At 44.9% G+C, this 15,494-nt stretch carries 15 protein-coding genes and 1 pseudogene; 8 read left to right on the forward strand and 8 right to left on the reverse strand.

The window, feature by feature from the left end:
- Positions 1-14: 14 nt before the first annotated feature.
- On the reverse strand, positions 15-737 hold the full coding sequence (locus QMZ64_RS16625) for a DUF421 domain-containing protein (protein ID WP_265624968.1): 723 nt from the start codon (positions 735-737) through the stop codon (positions 15-17).
- The gene (locus tag QMZ64_RS16630) at positions 725-1,435 is read right to left on the reverse strand and encodes a gamma carbonic anhydrase family protein (RefSeq protein WP_265624967.1); all 711 of its coding nucleotides are present in this window, start codon (positions 1,433-1,435) and stop codon (positions 725-727) included. The genes QMZ64_RS16625 and QMZ64_RS16630 overlap by 13 nt, the downstream gene beginning before the upstream one ends.
- 209 nt (positions 1,436-1,644) lie before the next feature.
- Here QMZ64_RS16630 and QMZ64_RS16635 point away from each other — a divergent pair, with 209 nt between their 5' ends.
- Positions 1,645-1,863 (forward strand): hypothetical protein, encoded by a 219-nt coding sequence (locus QMZ64_RS16635; protein WP_265624966.1) that lies wholly within the window; start codon positions 1,645-1,647, stop codon positions 1,861-1,863.
- A gap of 458 nt (positions 1,864-2,321) precedes the next feature.
- On the opposite strand, the gene QMZ64_RS16640 is transcribed toward QMZ64_RS16635, so the two are convergent.
- Entirely contained in the window at positions 2,322-2,720 is a 399-nt protein-coding gene (locus QMZ64_RS16640) for a ribosomal maturation YjgA family protein (RefSeq protein WP_243943755.1), read from the reverse strand.
- A gap of 48 nt (positions 2,721-2,768) precedes the next feature.
- On the opposite strand from QMZ64_RS16640, the gene QMZ64_RS16645 reads away from it, so the two are divergent.
- A complete protein-coding gene (locus QMZ64_RS16645) occupies positions 2,769-2,963 on the forward strand; it encodes a hypothetical protein (protein WP_301441481.1) in 195 nt (64 codons plus the stop codon).
- A 73-nt stretch (positions 2,964-3,036) separates the two neighbouring features.
- Here QMZ64_RS16645 and QMZ64_RS16650 read toward each other — a convergent pair whose 3' ends face one another.
- The gene (locus tag QMZ64_RS16650; protein ID WP_265624964.1) at positions 3,037-4,467 is read right to left on the reverse strand and encodes an alanine/glycine:cation symporter family protein; all 1,431 of its coding nucleotides are present in this window, start codon (positions 4,465-4,467) and stop codon (positions 3,037-3,039) included.
- A 24-nt stretch (positions 4,468-4,491) separates the two neighbouring features.
- On the reverse strand, positions 4,492-5,475 hold the full coding sequence (locus QMZ64_RS16655; protein ID WP_265624963.1) for a glutaminase: 984 nt from the start codon (positions 5,473-5,475) through the stop codon (positions 4,492-4,494).
- 389 nt (positions 5,476-5,864) lie between these two features.
- On the opposite strand from QMZ64_RS16655, the gene QMZ64_RS16660 reads away from it, so the two are divergent.
- The gene (locus tag QMZ64_RS16660; RefSeq protein WP_279600134.1) at positions 5,865-7,193 is read left to right on the forward strand and encodes a sensor histidine kinase; all 1,329 of its coding nucleotides are present in this window, start codon (positions 5,865-5,867) and stop codon (positions 7,191-7,193) included.
- Between the two features lie 6 nt (positions 7,194-7,199).
- Positions 7,200-8,135, forward strand: a complete 936-nt coding sequence (locus QMZ64_RS16665) for a response regulator (protein ID WP_265624962.1) — start codon at positions 7,200-7,202, stop codon at positions 8,133-8,135.
- A 42-nt stretch (positions 8,136-8,177) separates the two neighbouring features.
- On the opposite strand, the gene QMZ64_RS16670 is transcribed toward QMZ64_RS16665, so the two are convergent.
- The 3 genes from QMZ64_RS16670 to QMZ64_RS16680 all read right to left on the reverse strand — a co-directional run bounded on the left by QMZ64_RS16670 (position 8,178) and on the right by QMZ64_RS16680 (position 11,002).
- Positions 8,178-8,714: a GNAT family N-acetyltransferase gene (locus tag QMZ64_RS16670; protein ID WP_243943747.1), complete on the reverse strand. Its 537-nt coding sequence runs from the start codon at positions 8,712-8,714 to the stop codon at positions 8,178-8,180.
- Positions 8,715-8,808: 94 nt separating this feature from the next.
- A complete protein-coding gene (locus tag QMZ64_RS16675) occupies positions 8,809-10,614 on the reverse strand; it encodes a BlaR1 family beta-lactam sensor/signal transducer (RefSeq protein ID WP_265624961.1) in 1,806 nt (601 codons plus the stop codon).
- A 1-nt stretch (position 10,615) separates the two neighbouring features.
- Entirely contained in the window at positions 10,616-11,002 is a 387-nt protein-coding gene (locus tag QMZ64_RS16680; RefSeq protein ID WP_243943745.1) for a BlaI/MecI/CopY family transcriptional regulator, read from the reverse strand.
- A gap of 417 nt (positions 11,003-11,419) precedes the next feature.
- Between QMZ64_RS16680 and blaP the strand changes: the two are divergent.
- The 4 genes and pseudogenes from blaP to tatC all read left to right on the forward strand — a co-directional run bounded on the left by blaP (position 11,420) and on the right by tatC (position 15,469).
- Positions 11,420-12,343 (forward strand): annotated as a pseudogene (gene blaP, locus QMZ64_RS16685) (class A beta-lactamase BlaP).
- 342 nt (positions 12,344-12,685) lie between these two features.
- Positions 12,686-14,437 carry an alkaline phosphatase D family protein gene (locus QMZ64_RS16690; RefSeq protein ID WP_265624959.1) on the forward strand — a complete coding sequence of 584 codons (1,752 nt, stop codon included), beginning with the start codon at positions 12,686-12,688 and terminating at the stop codon, positions 14,435-14,437.
- Between the two features lie 22 nt (positions 14,438-14,459).
- Positions 14,460-14,672, forward strand: coding sequence for a twin-arginine translocase TatA/TatE family subunit (locus QMZ64_RS16695; RefSeq protein WP_265624958.1), 213 nt, complete (start codon positions 14,460-14,462; stop codon positions 14,670-14,672).
- Positions 14,673-14,746: 74 nt separating this feature from the next.
- Positions 14,747-15,469 (forward strand): twin-arginine translocase subunit TatC, encoded by a 723-nt coding sequence (tatC, locus tag QMZ64_RS16700; protein ID WP_301441482.1) that lies wholly within the window; start codon positions 14,747-14,749, stop codon positions 15,467-15,469.
- Positions 15,470-15,494: the final 25 nt, after the last annotated feature.

The raw sequence follows: 15,494 nt of genomic DNA on the forward strand, positions 1-15,494 counted from the left end.
ATCAGCCGGAGCTTTTAATGCAAAAGCTCCGGCTCAATTTTCGTCGTTTCATTATCGAGCGAAACATGCAGTTCATGGTTTTGATTAACCGAAGCGAAAAAGATTTCATCCATTCGTTCAAGCCCTTTCTTTTTCAGCTGGTTTTTGAGCCAGCTTTCCGTTACATTCAATTGGTGAAGGACAGATGTGTACACTTTCCCGTCAACGATGACCGGATATGAAAATTCGCCGCTGCTTTTTTGAATTCCCATATCTTCAGCCGTGACTTCCATTTTATTTGGCTTTTTATATACCGTTAAATTTCCATTCGCCTCTACAAACGCCATTTCTACATCGCTGACATTGAAAACGTCTTTTTCCCGAAGCATTTGCAGAATATTATCCACCGAATATCTGATTCGTTTCAAATTTCCGACGATAAACGTTCCGTTTTTGATGACGATGGTCGGTTCAAATGTAATCAGACGTCCGAGTGTTCTGTTTTTGATCATGATTTTTGAAGCGAGTCTTTGCAATAGGGCAATCGCAGCCACCGCAGCGGCGGTATGCAAATGTTCAATCCTCGGATCGGCTATGTCCGCTCCGACGACAGCCCCCAATGTAATAATGATTAAAAAATCAAACACAGGCATTTCCCCGATTGAGCGTTTTCCCATAAACAGTGTGACAATTAATAAAAGCGGGAGGATGGTGAAGATTCGCCCGTAGACAACCAAAATTTCTTTCACAGTTTCCATTTTCTTTCTTCCTTTTTATAGCCTTTTGCCAATTCAAGGTTGACGGCCGTCATTTTCGAGTTGAGGTCATGATATGGATAAGAATCGGTTATTTCAGGAAGCCGGTTGGCATCCTCCTGGTTTGAAATCACACGACCCGCCGAAACAAACCGTTTTGGGGGAATTGTAACACCGATTACTTTTGCTCCCGGTTCGATCACCGTATTCTCTTGGATATAGGCATCAAAAACAAGGCTCTGCATTCCGACAAAAACATTGTTGTCAATTCGTACGGGGCCGTGAATTTGACATTGCGGGGCGAGTGATACTTTCTCGCCTATGTAAATGGAGTACGATTCACGATCTTTAAAAACGGAATGTTCAGTAACAGGGTTGTTGTATTCATAGTTTTTCATACCGTGCAAAACAACACCGTCCTGGATATTGCAATCATGACTGATGAAGATTTTTAATCCTGTGTCTCCTCTGATCGAAGAGAAAGGCCCGATGAAGACGTTGCGCCCGATGACCACACTGCCGATGACCGAGGCGAAATGATGGATGTATGAGGACGCATCAATATCCGGAATATCTGCTTCTTGATTAAATGACGCGGTAATATTGGGGCTGACATTGTCTTGGATCAGCAGCTTTTCAAGAAACTTCCCGGCCAGTGACGAAACCGTTAATCCAAGGATGAGTTTGTTGCTTAATTTCATATGACCTGCCTCCTTTATTCAGGTAGTCTGTCTAAAAAACGGGATAATATTTATGGACGGCGGTCTGAAACTAAAAAAGAGGATATGGGGAGATAACGGCTAATAAAGCAATGGAATAGGTTTTCAAGACGATTTTCAGCTCTGAAGAAACAGAGGAAATTCATGGTCAGTTTGCCTTGGCTAGCTCTATTTTAAGGGAGGTTGAAACTTTGAATCTATCTCTGGCAGTTGCATTAGTTATATCTGTGTTTTTAAATATATTTCAGCTGGCACAGCTCAAATCCAATAACCGTAAAAACGTAAAGTGGAATGAGAGTACAACAAGGCCGCTCAACCCCTTTACTGCCATCCTTTGGACTTATTTCGCCATTATCATTCTTTTGATGTTGGCTGCATTAGTAACCGTTATCATACAGCTTAACGAATAATATTAGCGGTGCATCTGAAATGCTTCTCTTCTGCTGCCGGTTTTTTATTATTGCCACAGTCATAGCGAAAAATTGCGCAGAAATTGTAAGGAGAAAACCCGATGAAAACGGGATCGTTCGCTTTGACAAACACACGGAAATGATTGCCCCGAAGTGATCTATTTTAAATGAAGAGACGTTCGAATTTGAAACTCAAAAAAGATGGGCAAATCGTAAAGCATGCGGTAGAAAATCATAAGGAAGAGACAAATACCGCAGCTCCTCCTGCCAAAAAGGATAGAGACATTGGACATGTCAAAAAAAACAGGAGGCAACCCGCTGCCGAATACAGGAAATAACGGCCTGTACCGTGCTTTACTCATTGGACCCATCTTTCTTATTATCGGACTTGCTATGTTTGTTTTAAACTGTAAAAAGACTCAAAATCAAAGTGCGTAAATATTCCTTTAAAGACAGCGTTACGGCTGTCTTATTCGTTTACGGAACAGCATTTCGCCCGCGGCGCCTGCGGAAATGCCGAGCACATAAGCCAATAAATCGCTCCACAAAAATCCGTAACCGAGAATGAGTCCGCCGAGCGGAACGGCTCTGATAGCATCAATCCAAGGAGCGTGATACAGCTGGCTGCATTCGATTAAAAAACAAAACGCGAGCGCAATCAGCGCCACTGAAGCTGTCTTCGCGTTTTTGAACAGAAAGCCTGCGCCGAAGAAAATCATCAGCGCCCACAGCGCATCCCCTAAATAGGCATTCACGATGTCCGGCAGCATATCGGCCGTCTTTCTTGAAGCAAGCCCCGCCGCCATCGCTGCGAACGTCAGCGCAAGCCGGCGGATACGGCTTCTTTTCATATTCATGTCTGAACCCCGTTTCTGCCAAAGCAGGTTAAGTAAATCTTCGGAGACATGATGGATACAAGAGGAAAAACGTTTTATAAAATAAACGAAAAAGCCGCCGTACCCGGCGGCTTCAGCGTGTCGACAAACCCTCGCATTCGTTGTCAGGTCTGCGCGTCGGTGCTCACGAATTACAACATTCGCTCCGCTCCGATGCTCGACCTTCCTAGACTGCAAGGGTTTTCAATCACGCTGAAGGAATGACAAAATCGCAAAACAAAAAGCTGTTTTGCGATTTTGTCAACAATCTGAAAGCCGCCGTACCCGGCGGCTTGTGTTATATCGCATTTTTGCTTTCGGCTTTTTGTTCGGTGCCGGAGCGTTCCCAGCATTCGACGCCTTCATGGTTTTCAAGAACATCTTTATAAAAGACCGGATCTTTGCCCGCTTTTCGCTGTTTCACATAGTCTTTCAAGGCGGCAAATGCCACTTTTGACAGCAGGAAAATCGCGATTAAGTTGACGATGACCATCAAGCCCATGAACAAATCGGCGAGGTCCCACACAAGCTGGACTTTTGATACCGATCCGAAGATAACCATCGCAAGCACACAGATTCTGTAAATGAAGAGCCATGCTTTGTTCGTGTGCAGAAATTCGATATTCGTCTCTCCATAGTAGTAGTTTCCGATTAAGGTGCTAAAAGAAAACAGGAACACCATAATGGCGAGAAAGCCTGAGGCCCATGCTCCGATGTGCGTGCTGAGCGATGCTTGCGTCAACTCGATTCCGCTCAGCCCCGGTTCTTGATACGCATCGGAAAACAATATGATAAAAGCCGTGCTTGAACAAATCACCAAAGTGCTCGTAAAGACCCCTAAAGCCTGGACAAGGCCCTGTTTGACAGGATGGCTCGTTGTCGCTGCGGCTGCGGCATTCGGCGCGCTGCCCATCCCGGCTTCATTCGAGAAGAGGCCGCGTTTGATTCCGTTCATCAGCGCCGCGCCGATGGCTCCGCCTGCCGCTTGTTCAAGGCCAAACGCATGACCGACAATCAAAGAGATGACGTCCGGCAGTTTCGTAATGTTCATCAGCATGACAAAAACGGCGACGCCGATATATAAGACGGCGAGAAATACGACAATATATTCGGACAGCTTGGCGATCCGTTTGATACCGCCGAAGGTAATGATACCGAAAGCAATCGTAATGATAATTCCCAGTGTAAGACGGTCTGTGCCGAATGAGTTTTCAAAAGCGACCGTTATCGTATTGGACTGGACCGCGTTAAACACGATTCCGAAGGACAATGTGATCAAGACGGCAAACAGCGCACCCATCCAGCGTTTTTTCAAACCTTTTTCCATATAGTAAGCAGGGCCGCCGCGGAAGCCGTCTTTATCCTTTATTTTATAAATTTGCGCCAGCGTGCTTTCGACAAAGCTTGACGCCGAACCGATAATGGCGATGATCCACATCCAAAAGATAGCGCCGGGTCCGCCCAAGGCAATGGCGATCGCAATCCCCGTAATATTTCCTGTGCCTACTCTCGCGGCCATGCTGATGCAAAAAGCTTGAAAAGGTGAGATTCCGTTTTTGTCGGGCGCTCCTTCCTTTAAAACCCGGAACATGTCTTTCAGCAAGCGAACTTGAAAGAACTTCGATTTAAAAGTAAAAAACAGTCCCGAAGCCAGAAGCATAATAATCAATAGTTTTGACCAAAGAAAGTCATTTGTGACAACAATGACTTCTTGAAGGAATTGCTGCATGCTTTCACCTCTTTTTTTGTGATTTTAAAAAATACTGAGATCCCATTCACGGGCTATATGTTTTAACAGCATTCCGCCCGTCATGCTGTTGCCGTAATCATCAATCGCAGGACCGTAGATGCCGATGCCGCATCCATGCCGAAAAGGCTGTTCTCTTTTCATGCTGGCAGGCACCGCGCACATGATTCCGCCGGAGACGCCGCTTTTTGCCGGAATGCCGACAAAGGCCGCGAATTTTCCTGAAGCATTGTACATTCCGCATGTCAGCATTAAAGCTTTTGTCAGCCTGGCGACATCCTTCGGGATCACTTGCTCTTGGCGGAGAGGGTGATATCCGTCATTTGCGAGAATCATGCCGATCAAGGCGATGTCTTCAGTGCTTCCTTCCATGGAGCATTGCTTCAAATAGACTTCAAGCGTTTCTTCGACGTCTGCTTCGAGGAAGCCGGTTTCCTTTAAATAATGGGCTAATGCTCTGTTCCGATGGGCGGTTTGCCACTCTGACCAAAATACTTCCTCATTGATTTCAAGCCGTTTTCCAATCATTTTTTCAATGACTTCATGAAGCGACGCCATTTTTTCCAGTGCCGATTCACCTGGAAGGATCGACGCAACGGTCAGCGCTCCGGCGTTGATCATCGGGTTAAACGGCTTTCCCGGCTTGTGCATTTCAAGGCGGATGATTGAATTGAACGCGTCTCCCGTCGGTTCTACATCAACACGGTCTAATACGTAAGAAATCCCTTTCGTCAAACACGCTGCGATAAAGCTGATCACCTTTGAGATGCTCTGGAGTGTGAATGATACGTCCCAATTTCCTGCTTTGATCACCGTTTGATCAGAACCGATCACACAGATGCCGAGCTGGTTAGAGTCGATTTTTCCTAAAGCGGGAATGTATTCGGCGTTGCGTCCGCTTGCGGAAAAAGGACGGTAATGTTCGACCAAATCTTCAAGGCGGGATTGCCAGAAGCGGGCGTCATTGCGTTCTTCCAATACTTCATTCATCGAAATTCCTCCAATCTGACCTGTTAAAGCTTGCAGGTTTGCTGAAAAAATACGAGGCTCTAAAAAGCGGTGAATTGGGCATGGCGGCAGAAGGCAAAGGGGTATAAGCCTGCGCCGCACAAGTTGTTTTAAAGCCTGTTCTTTCCTGGGAAAAAGGGGTTTGGGTTGCACAAGGGAGTAAGTTGCGGGAAAATATAAGCGTTTTCAAATAGAGAAAATATACATTCAATTTATAATGGAACCTACATAAACCTACAAAAAGCGACAAAAATATTTAAAAAATAAGCCAATTGATTTAAAAATCAAATCGACTGTGGGTAAAATGGGAGTTGCGGAAAACGTGCGATTAAAGTCAAAATAAAGCAACACGTTTGTAATGGAGGATCAGCATGATGGGTGGAAATTGGGGAAGCGTGATGAAAAAGGCAGCCCGGCTTGTAAAGAAAGACGGCTATATCTTAACAGTGATGATGTTAACGGTGCCGCTCGCAGGAGAGCTGAAGTTTTATCCGTTGAACGAGACCTTTCGGGTCAGCTTCGGCGTTCCGACTTTTTTCTTTCTTTTGCTGCTGCTGCGGAATGTCCCGGCTGTGCTGTCCGGCTTTTTAACGGGAGCGGCCGTCGTCGGATTTCGGGTGCTGCTTGATGCATTCGGCCCAGGGCAGATCGATTGGTTGTCATCCTTTTATCACCATTATCCGACTTTTTTCTTTTATTTCACATATGCGTTTCTATTCTACTTGGCAAAAGTGAAACGATTTCAATTTCGCCCGCTCTACATCGGGTTTATCGGCTTCGGAATCGAACTGATTGCCGATGGAGCCGAACTGGCCGTTCAATATATGATGTTCGAATCTACCGTCACTCCGGGAAAGATCCGCGACATGATGGCGATTGCTTTTTCCCACAGCTTTATTGTGCTGAGCTTTTTTAATGTCATGAAGCTGTATGAAACGCAATCGCGGGAAAAGCAAATCCGCGAACAAAATGAGCACATGCTGATGATCGTTTCAAACTTATATGAAGAAACCGTTCATTTGAAAAAGACGTTGAAGAATACTGAAGAGATTACGAACGAATCCTATCAGCTGTACAGGCTCTTAAATAGACAGAGCGATAACAATTCCTCCGTCCGGCAGATCAGCCAGAAAGTGCTGCGCCTCGCCGGTGAAATCCACGAGGTCAAAAAAGACAACCAGCGCATTTTCGCCGGACTTTCAAAACTAATTTCGAAAGAAAGCTTCAGAGACTACATGGCGGCGGAAGATCTGGTCCGGCTTGTGACCGGCATTAATCGAAAGTATGCCGAATCGCTCGAAAAAGACATTGACTTTCACTATTCGATAGGCGGAGAACATCCGAAATACCACGTGTATACCGTATTATCCGTGATTAATAATATTATGGCGAATGCGGTGGAAGCGATTCAAAAACAGGGTTCCATCCGCCTCAGCCTCTATAGGCGCGCCGATGATATGCTGGAATGCCGCGTGGAAGATGACGGCCCGGGCATTCCTGAGAAAGTCGGGGATGTGGTGTTTGAGCCGGGATACACGTCAAAATATGATGAATTCGGAACCCCTTCAACCGGAATCGGTTTGTCTTATGTGAAGGAAACTGTCGAGGAGCTCGGGGGGAGCATTCGATTTCGGAGTGATGCGAGCGGTGTTGTGTTTGCGATCAGACTTCCGGTCCAACAATTGATTCAGAAAGGGTGAAGGCCTGTGCGTTTTTTTATTGCAGATGATGACCGTGCTGTGCGATCGATTTTAAAACAAATCATTGAAGACGAAGATTTGGGAGAAGTGGCCGGAGAAGCGGAAGACGGCTGCGATTTGGAAGGCCACGTCCTGAATTTGCAGCAAATTGATATTTTATTTGTCGATCTTTTAATGCCGCTCCGCGACGGAATTGAGACAGTTCGTCATTTGCATGGCGCTTTCTCAGGAAAGATCATCATGATTTCCCAGGTGGAATCGAAGGAAATGATCGGTGAAGCCTATTCTTTGGGGATTGAATATTATATACATAAACCGATTAACCGAATTGAAATCTTGAACGTCATTCAAAAAGTCAAGGAGCGTATCGAGCTGGAAAAGTCGATCCATGACATACAATCTTCGCTGAACCGGCTTGTGAGTCTCGGCGGCGGACGAAAAAACGGCTTTAGGGAAAAAAGCATTCAGGAAACGGGCGAATTTCTCCTTTCTGAACTCGGAATTGTCGGGGAGAGCGGGTCCCAGGATTTACTCGCCATCCTTCAGTATTTGTTTGATGATGAACAGACCTCATTATATGAAAAGGACTTTCCGCCGCTCAAACAGATTTTTCATCAGGTTGCCGAGCAAAAGCTCGGGCCGGCTGCTTCGCCCGTAGAGATCAACAGGGAGATTAAAGCGTCCGAGCAGCGGATACGGCGGGCGGTCAGCCATTCGCTAAACCATTTTGCATCACTCGGTTTAACAGACTTTTCAAATCCGCGGTTTGAAAGCTATGCATCCCGTTTTTTTGACTTTACCGTCATCAGCAAAAAAATGAAAGAGCTGCAGAAAGACTCTACCGCCGCCTTGCCGTCCGCCCGCGTCAACACGAAGAAATTCATTCAGGTTTTCTTTTTGGAAGCCAAGCGGTTGAGCGAAAGCGCCGGAAAAAGGGGCTGAAAAGAGCTTCCTCACCTTAGAGGAAGCTCTTCTGCATGCCGGTTACCCAGCGTATTCTCTTTTCAGCAGCGAAAACATGTATACGTCAATCAGTCTTCCTTTCGCTTTCTCGTAATCTCTTAACAGTCCTTCCTTTTGAAAAGATAACGAGTTGAGGAGTTTGATTGAAGGCGTGTTTTCGGGCTCTACCTTCGCTTCGATCCGGTTGAGGTTCAAGCTTGTAAAGCCGTAATCGATCAGCTTTTGAACAGCTTCGGAAGCAAAGCCTTTTCCCCAATGATTTCTCCCTAAGTCATAGCCGATTTCAGCTCTGCCGTTTTCCTGGTCGATCATATTAAAGCCGCACGTCCCGATGACTTCATTCGATTCTTTCACAATGATCGAAAAGCGGTTTGCCTGCCCTTCAAGGCTTAAATCATTGATCATTTGGATCATGTCCCGCGCTTGTGAGACATCTGTAAAAGGTGTGATATTCATATATTTTGTGACTTCCGGATCTGACCAGTATTGACAGAGGACATCTGCATCCTCCAATTCCATTTTTCTCAAAGTCAATCTTTCTGTATAAAGGGTTTCCATGTTCTTGCCTCCAAGTTCCGTTTTATTTAGGAAGGTGAAAGGACCATTTATCGACCTGCGCATCATTTATGTTCATAGAATAAAATGTATACTGTTATCGGGAAACGGAGGGGTAAATTCCTTTTTGATCTAAAATGGAAAGTGCAATTTCGGCGGCAGAGCTTCCGGCAGCCTGTTTTTCACCTTGAATATGAACAGCAAAGAAAAAAGTATTATTGGCAGCTTCTACATACCCGATAAACCAACCGGCATGGAGTTCCCCGTTGATAACCGAGGTTCCGGTTTTACCGGATAAAACCCTGCCATTTGATTCTTCTAAACGTATCGAATCTTTCACAGTTTGTATATTAGACTGTTTAAAATCAAATTCGTTATCATAAAACTTTTTTAATATATTGACCTGTTCAAGTGGAGAAATTTGAAGAGAGCCATCCAGCCAATAATCAGCCGGGTCTGAAAAATCCTCATTTCCATAATGTACGGATTTGAGATAATGACGTAAATGATCCTCCCCAATTTGCCGGTCCAGTTTTTGAAAATACCATGTTGCGGAGCTGCTCATCGCAGAGAATAAATCCTGATCTTGATTCCATTCTTTATACGGATATTGAGTCCCGTCCCAAGTCATGTGAGAGTCGTTCTTCGTGATGATTCCGGATTCCAGTGCGAGCAATGCGCTAAACACCTTGTAGGTGGAAGCAGGTGCGAATCTGGAGGTGCTTTCTTTCCTATTGTATATTGTATACTTTTTCCTATTAGAATCCAACAGGACAAAGCCACCTGAGGCTGAGAATTTATCAAAAAAGGTGCTGTAATCTTCGTATTCTACATTGGTGCCGGGTAAAAAGCGCGTTTCTTTTTGCATGGCCAATATAGACACAGAAGGAGTACCGGCTAATATGGCTCCAAGAACAAGAGTGAACACTAAGGCGCTTTTCGCCTTTAGCAAAGGTGATGCCGTCTGGAAGTTGACAACTGTAACAATCCGTCTTTTGATATGTTTGTATGAGCTGCTGAATTCAGAAGCGGCTAACAAAGACGATGTTCTTTGCTTAAGTGAAGTGAATTTTAAAATCACCTCGACATATTTGATGTGCAATTTTTTATCAAGCGTTTTTAATACGGCAAAGTCGCAAGAAATCTCCATCTCCGTTTTCGCTTCCTTTGATAAATACCACACAAGAGGATTAAACCAATAGACGATTTTCAACAGGCAAAGAAAATAGTTGATGAGCATATCTTTTCGTTTGCAATGGTACAGTTCATGAAGCAAAACACATTTCATTTCGTCGGCAGAAAACATTGAAATATCTTTTGGCAAGATAATATATGGACGAATGACCCCAAATGTAATGGGGGATTTTATCAATGGGGAACGAGCCAAAATGACTTTTTGGTGAAAGCGCATTTCCTTTTTACATGTGTGAAAAAGGGTTAATAGCTCTTTGCTGTTAACAATTTGCAGGCTCTTTTTTATTTTGCCGATTTTTAGATTGCTATAAAGAGTAGCTGTAAGCATAACAGCAATACCCAATATCCAAACCGCGAAAAAGGCTGAATCTATCATTTTGAAAGACGATTGTTCAATCGACATCGAAAAGTCCTGCACCCAGTTTACATGTTGGCCGATTGCTTCTGTCGTCTTATCTGTGGAGTGGGTTTGGGACAATGCCGATTGGGCTCCTCCTAAATTCAGAATCCAGGCAAAATGATGGCTTTTTAGAAAATGAAAGGGGATAAAAGGAGCGATCAATGCCAAAAGAGAAATCGCGCTAATATAATAGTGGGTGCCTACAGTGATTTGAGCTTTGAGCAGTTTTTTAATGAGTATGATGATAGAAAAAAACAGAGACAATAGAATTTGACTAACCAAAAAGGGAATAAAGAAAGAACTGCCCATTTCATTCCTTCTTTCTGTTCTTATGTTCTTCTAATATTTGATACAACTCATTAATTTCTTCACCTGACAGCTGATCATTCTCCAAAAAGTTTAATACCATCGAATTGAGAGTGCCATTGTAAAACCGGTTTAAAAAACTGTGACTCTTAACCTCTATATAATCACTTTTGTCTATATTTGGTGTGTAAACGAAAACCCGTCCTTCTTTATGGTGGTTTAATGCTCCTTTTTTAATGAGGCGCAGCAGCATCGTTTGGATGGTTTTAGGGCTCCATTCACTGGTTTTGGATAACTCTTTAATCACCTCATTGGTATTGATCGAAGAATGCTTCCAGATGACTTTCATCACTTCTAATTCCGCATCAGAGATTTGAGGTATTTTTTTCATTTTAATCATCCTATACTTACAAATGTAATACTCTCATTATAGGTTTGCCATTTTAAGAAGTCAATTGAGCTGGAGTGAACATGCTGTTTCTGCATTTTTCATTTCATCACTTCCCGTCCGTTCATTTGTCACCGGTGGAAATGAAGTCATCATTCCGCGACCTTTTCGATTTTTATTCCTTCCGAAAAAACGGTTGCATTTAAATCTTACATGTGTAATACTTTCAAAGACTACATTTGTAAGATTTGATGTTTGAGTCGGCTGAAAGATCGTACGTACCAATGATTCTTTTGTGTTCATTCAAGCCATCACACAGCAGGCATGGCGGAAAGACTGCTTCATTTGTCTATGTTTTAGGTGTAATGGGCGCCGCTGGTTACGGTCAATCAAATATTCAATCGAAGGGAGACGATTTTGATGAAATTATCGTTCAGTACTTTAAAACTGAAAAAGGCTGCAGCAGTGTTGCTTTTCTCTTGCGTGGCGCTTGCAGGATGCGCTAACAATCAATCGAATGCCTCGCAACCTGCCGAGAAGAATGAAAAGACGGAGATGAAAGATGATTTTGCAAAACTTGAGGAACAATTTGATGCAAAACTCGGCATCTTTGCATTAGATACAGGTACCAACCGGACGGTAGCGTATCAGCCGGATGAGCGTTTTGCTTTTGCTTCGACGATTAAGGCTTTAACTGTAGGGGTGCTTTTACAACAGAAATCAATAGAAGATCTGAACCAGAGAATAACATATACACGTGATGATCTTGTAAACTACAACCCGATTACCGAAAAGCACGTTGATACGGGAATGACGCTTAAAGAGCTTGCGGATGCTTCGCTTCGATACAGTGACAATACCGCACAGAATCTGATTCTTAAACAAATTGGCGGACCTGAAAGTTTGAAAAAGGAACTGAGGAAGATTGGTGATGAGGTTACAAATCCCGAACGATTCGAACCGGCGTTAAATGAAGTGAATCCGGGTGAAACTCAGGATACCAGTACAGCAAGAGCACTTGCCACAAGCCTTTGAGCTTTTGCTCTTGAAGATAAACTTCCAAGTGAGAAACGCGAGCTTTTAATCGATTGGATGAAACGAAATACCACTGGAGATGCCTTAATCCGCGCCGGTGTGCCGGACGGTTGGGAAGTGGCTGATAAAACTGGAGCGGGATCATATGGAACCCGGAATGACATTTCCATCATTTGGCCGCCAAAAGGAGATCCTGTCGTTCTTGCGGTATTATCCAGCAGGGATAAAAAGGATGCCAAGTATGATGATAAGCTTATTGAAGAAGCAACAAAGGTGGTAATCAAAGCCTTAAACAAGAACAGCAAATAAAACATTGCGATGAATTCAATCAAAACATCATCTTACATAAAGTCACTTGGTGAACAAGCCCATATCATTATCCGGCAATGGTGTGGGCTTTTTTTGTTTTCTCTCTTTAAAGATCATGTGAAGAAAAACGGGAAAATCGGTCTGCGGGAAAGGACCGAGTTTTTGTCGAAATCATAGGCGAATGGGTTGGATTGTGACAAAATTCGACACATCTATTGGCGGTGCGACTTGATGATCCATCTATCGCGTCCCTTCTTTCATTTACAATACTTTACAGTTGGTTAATAAACTCTCCCTATAATAGAACCCGATCAATCATTTGTATAGAGAGGGGTAATACGAATGACACATGAAGGACCGCTGGAGGAATGGATGAAAAAGCTGAGCGAGGAAAGCCTCAAGGACAATACGTTTGACCGCCGCCGTTTTATTCAAGGGGCAGGCAAAATAGCCGGGCTTTCGCTCGGACTTGCAATCGCGCAATCGATGGGGGCAATGGAAGTCAATGCAGCACCGACATTCTCCGAATATCCGTTTACACTTGGCGTTGCATCGGGAGATCCGCTTTCTGACAGCGTCGTATTGTGGACAAGGCTGGCACCCGATCCGCTAAACGGGGGCGGGATGCCAAATGAAGCTGTATCCGTGAAATGGGAGCTCGCAGAAGACGAACGCTTCCGCCGTATCGTCAAACGGGGAACCGAAAAAGCGACACCGCACCTTGCACATTCGGTACATGCCGAGGTATCCGGACTGAAACCGAATCATGTGTACTATTACCGTTTTAAATGCGGCAACCAGCTGAGCCCTGTCGGCAAGACAAAGACGCTTCCGGCGGCAGGGGCAGATGTTGCTACATTCACATTTGCTTTTGCTTCATGCCAGCAGTACGAACACGGCTATTATACCGCCTATCAGCATATGGCGAAGGAAAAGCTCGATCTTGTGTTTCATCTCGGCGACTATATTTATGAGTACGGTCCGAATGAATATGTTTCAAAAACAGGCAATGTCAGAACACACAGCGGTCCTGAAATCATGTCGCTGCTCGATTACCGAAACCGCCATGCCCAATACCGTTCAGATGCAAACTTGAAAGCCGCGCATGCCGCCTTCCCGTGGGTTGTCACATGGGACGATCATGAAGTGGAGAACAACTACGCGAATGTCATCCCTGAAAAAGGCCAGTCAGTAGAAGCGTTTATTAAACGGCGCGCCGCCGCATACCAAGCTTATTACGAGCATATGCCGCTCCGCCGCAAATCCCTGCCGAACGGTCCTGATATGCAATTGTACCGGAATTTTTCCTACGGCAATCTGGCGGACATTAGCGTACTGGATACCCGTCAGTATCGCGATGACCAAGCCAACGGAGATGGCAATAAGCCCCCTTCTGATGAATCGAATGATCCGAAGCGGACGCTGCTTGGAGCCGAACAGGAGGCTTGGCTGTTTGACAATCTTAGTCGTTCCGGGGCGCAATGGAACATCATCGCACAGCAGATTTTCTTTGCGCAATGGAACTTTGGGACAAGCGCGGCGCCGATTTACAGCATGGATTCGTGGGACGGATATCCCGCTCAGCGCAAGCGGGTGATCGACTTTATCAAATCTCAAAAACTGAACAACATCGTCGTCCTCACCGGTGATGTGCATGCCAGCTGGGCAAATCATCTGCTCGTAGATTTTGACAATCCGAAATCGGACATCTTCGGCGTGGAATTTGTCGGGACGTCGATTACATCGGGAGGAAACGGCGCTGATAAAAGAGCGGATACGGATAAGATTTTATCGAACAATCCTCATATCAAGTTTTTCAATGATTACCGCGGCTATGTGCGCTGTACGGTCACACCGGAAGAATGGCGGACAGATTACCGCGTCGTCCCATATGTGACAGAACCGGGTGCCGCGATTTCGACAAGAGCTTCCTATGTTTATCATAAAGACTACACAGGGCTGAAACGGACCGCTTCCAACATTGTGCCTGGAGGCGTGAAAAAGTCAAACGAAGTCGAAGAAGACCGTTTCCTCGCACATACAAGAGCCCATCAGAAGCAAGAGAAGCAAAAGGGGAAAAAAGTAACCCAGTAATCAATGAAAGGATGACAGCAAAATGCTTTCAAATATCGGTATTCCGGGTCTCATCCTGGTTCTGGTGATTGCGCTGATCATTTTCGGGCCTTCAAAGCTTCCGGAAATCGGCCGGGCTTTTGGAAAAACGCTGACCGAATTCAAAAGCGCGACAAAGTCTTTAGTATCTGCCGATGACAATGAGATCGGACAAGAGACTGATGTGAAAAAGCAAAGCGATTCATCGGCAAGATAGATGATCAATAGAGCGGGCGGGTGAACCCGTCTGTTCTTTTTTCTGTTTAGCATGCGAAGGGGAGGAAGGCGAAGGTGAAAAAAAGGGAAACACATTTGATTGCCCATCTTGAAGAGCTGCGCCAGCGAATCATTAAAACGCTTCTTACGTTTATTCTGTTTCTCATCACCGGCTTTTTGTTTGTTCAGGACATCTATGACTGGCTGATCAGAGACCTTGATGAAAAGCTTGCTGTACTGGGGCCGGGGGATATTCTTTGGGTTTATATGATGATTGCGGGGGTGCTGGCGGTCGCAGCCACCATACCGGTGGCCGCTTTTCAGACATGGCGGTTTGTGGTGCCTGCGCTGACCGACCGCGAACGGAGGACGGCATTATTTTATATTCCGGGGCTGTTCACTTTTTTTATTTTGGGGATTGTATTCGGTTATGTTGTGCTCTTTCCGCTCGTTCTTCAGTTTTTGATCGGATTATCCGCCGGCCATTTTCAAACGATGTTTACCGCGGAGCATTATTTTCGCTTTATGATAAACCTGACACTGCCATTCGGGTTTTTGTTTGAAATGCCCCTCATCGTAATGTTTTTAACGAGCCTCGGGATTTTAAATCCGGCCAAGCTCAGTAAAATGAGAAAAATTTCTTATTTTGCGCTGATCGTCGTATCAGTTGTGATCACGCCGCCCGATTTTATCTCGGATGTGTTGGTGATCGTCCCGCTGCTTGTATTATACGAATTAAGCATCTCTTTATCGGCATTTATTTACCGAAAAAAAAACTGCTGCGCAACAAGGGGCTGAGGCCCAAGGCTGAAGACGGACCGTG

It is taken from the genome of Bacillus sp. LB7, assembly GCF_030449715.1.
Lineage (GTDB): Bacteria > Bacillota > Bacilli > Bacillales > Bacillaceae > Bacillus > Bacillus paralicheniformis.

Excerpts from the sequence above, each read along its gene's own strand:
- QMZ64_RS16660 (WP_279600134.1), top strand. The coding sequence starts at position 5,865 with ATGATGGGTGGAAATTGGGGAAGCGTGATGAAAAAGGCAGCCCGGCTT.
- QMZ64_RS16630 (WP_265624967.1), bottom strand. The coding sequence starts at position 1,435 with ATGAAATTAAGCAACAAACTCATCCTTGGATTAACGGTTTCGTCACTG.
- QMZ64_RS16690 (WP_265624959.1), top strand. The coding sequence starts at position 12,686 with ATGACACATGAAGGACCGCTGGAGGAATGGATGAAAAAGCTGAGCGAG.
- QMZ64_RS16655 (WP_265624963.1), bottom strand. The coding sequence starts at position 5,475 with ATGAATGAAGTATTGGAAGAACGCAATGACGCCCGCTTCTGGCAATCC.
- QMZ64_RS16675 (WP_265624961.1), bottom strand. The coding sequence starts at position 10,614 with ATGGGCAGTTCTTTCTTTATTCCCTTTTTGGTTAGTCAAATTCTATTG.
- QMZ64_RS16650 (WP_265624964.1), bottom strand. The coding sequence starts at position 4,467 with ATGCAGCAATTCCTTCAAGAAGTCATTGTTGTCACAAATGACTTTCTT.
- QMZ64_RS16680 (WP_243943745.1), bottom strand. The coding sequence starts at position 11,002 with ATGAAAAAAATACCTCAAATCTCTGATGCGGAATTAGAAGTGATGAAA.
- QMZ64_RS16670 (WP_243943747.1), bottom strand. The coding sequence starts at position 8,714 with ATGGAAACCCTTTATACAGAAAGATTGACTTTGAGAAAAATGGAATTG.
- QMZ64_RS16695 (WP_265624958.1), top strand. The coding sequence starts at position 14,460 with ATGCTTTCAAATATCGGTATTCCGGGTCTCATCCTGGTTCTGGTGATT.
- QMZ64_RS16645 (WP_301441481.1), top strand. The coding sequence starts at position 2,769 with ATGATGGATACAAGAGGAAAAACGTTTTATAAAATAAACGAAAAAGCC.
- QMZ64_RS16640 (WP_243943755.1), bottom strand. The coding sequence starts at position 2,720 with ATGAATATGAAAAGAAGCCGTATCCGCCGGCTTGCGCTGACGTTCGCA.
- QMZ64_RS16625 (WP_265624968.1), bottom strand. The coding sequence starts at position 737 with ATGGAAACTGTGAAAGAAATTTTGGTTGTCTACGGGCGAATCTTCACC.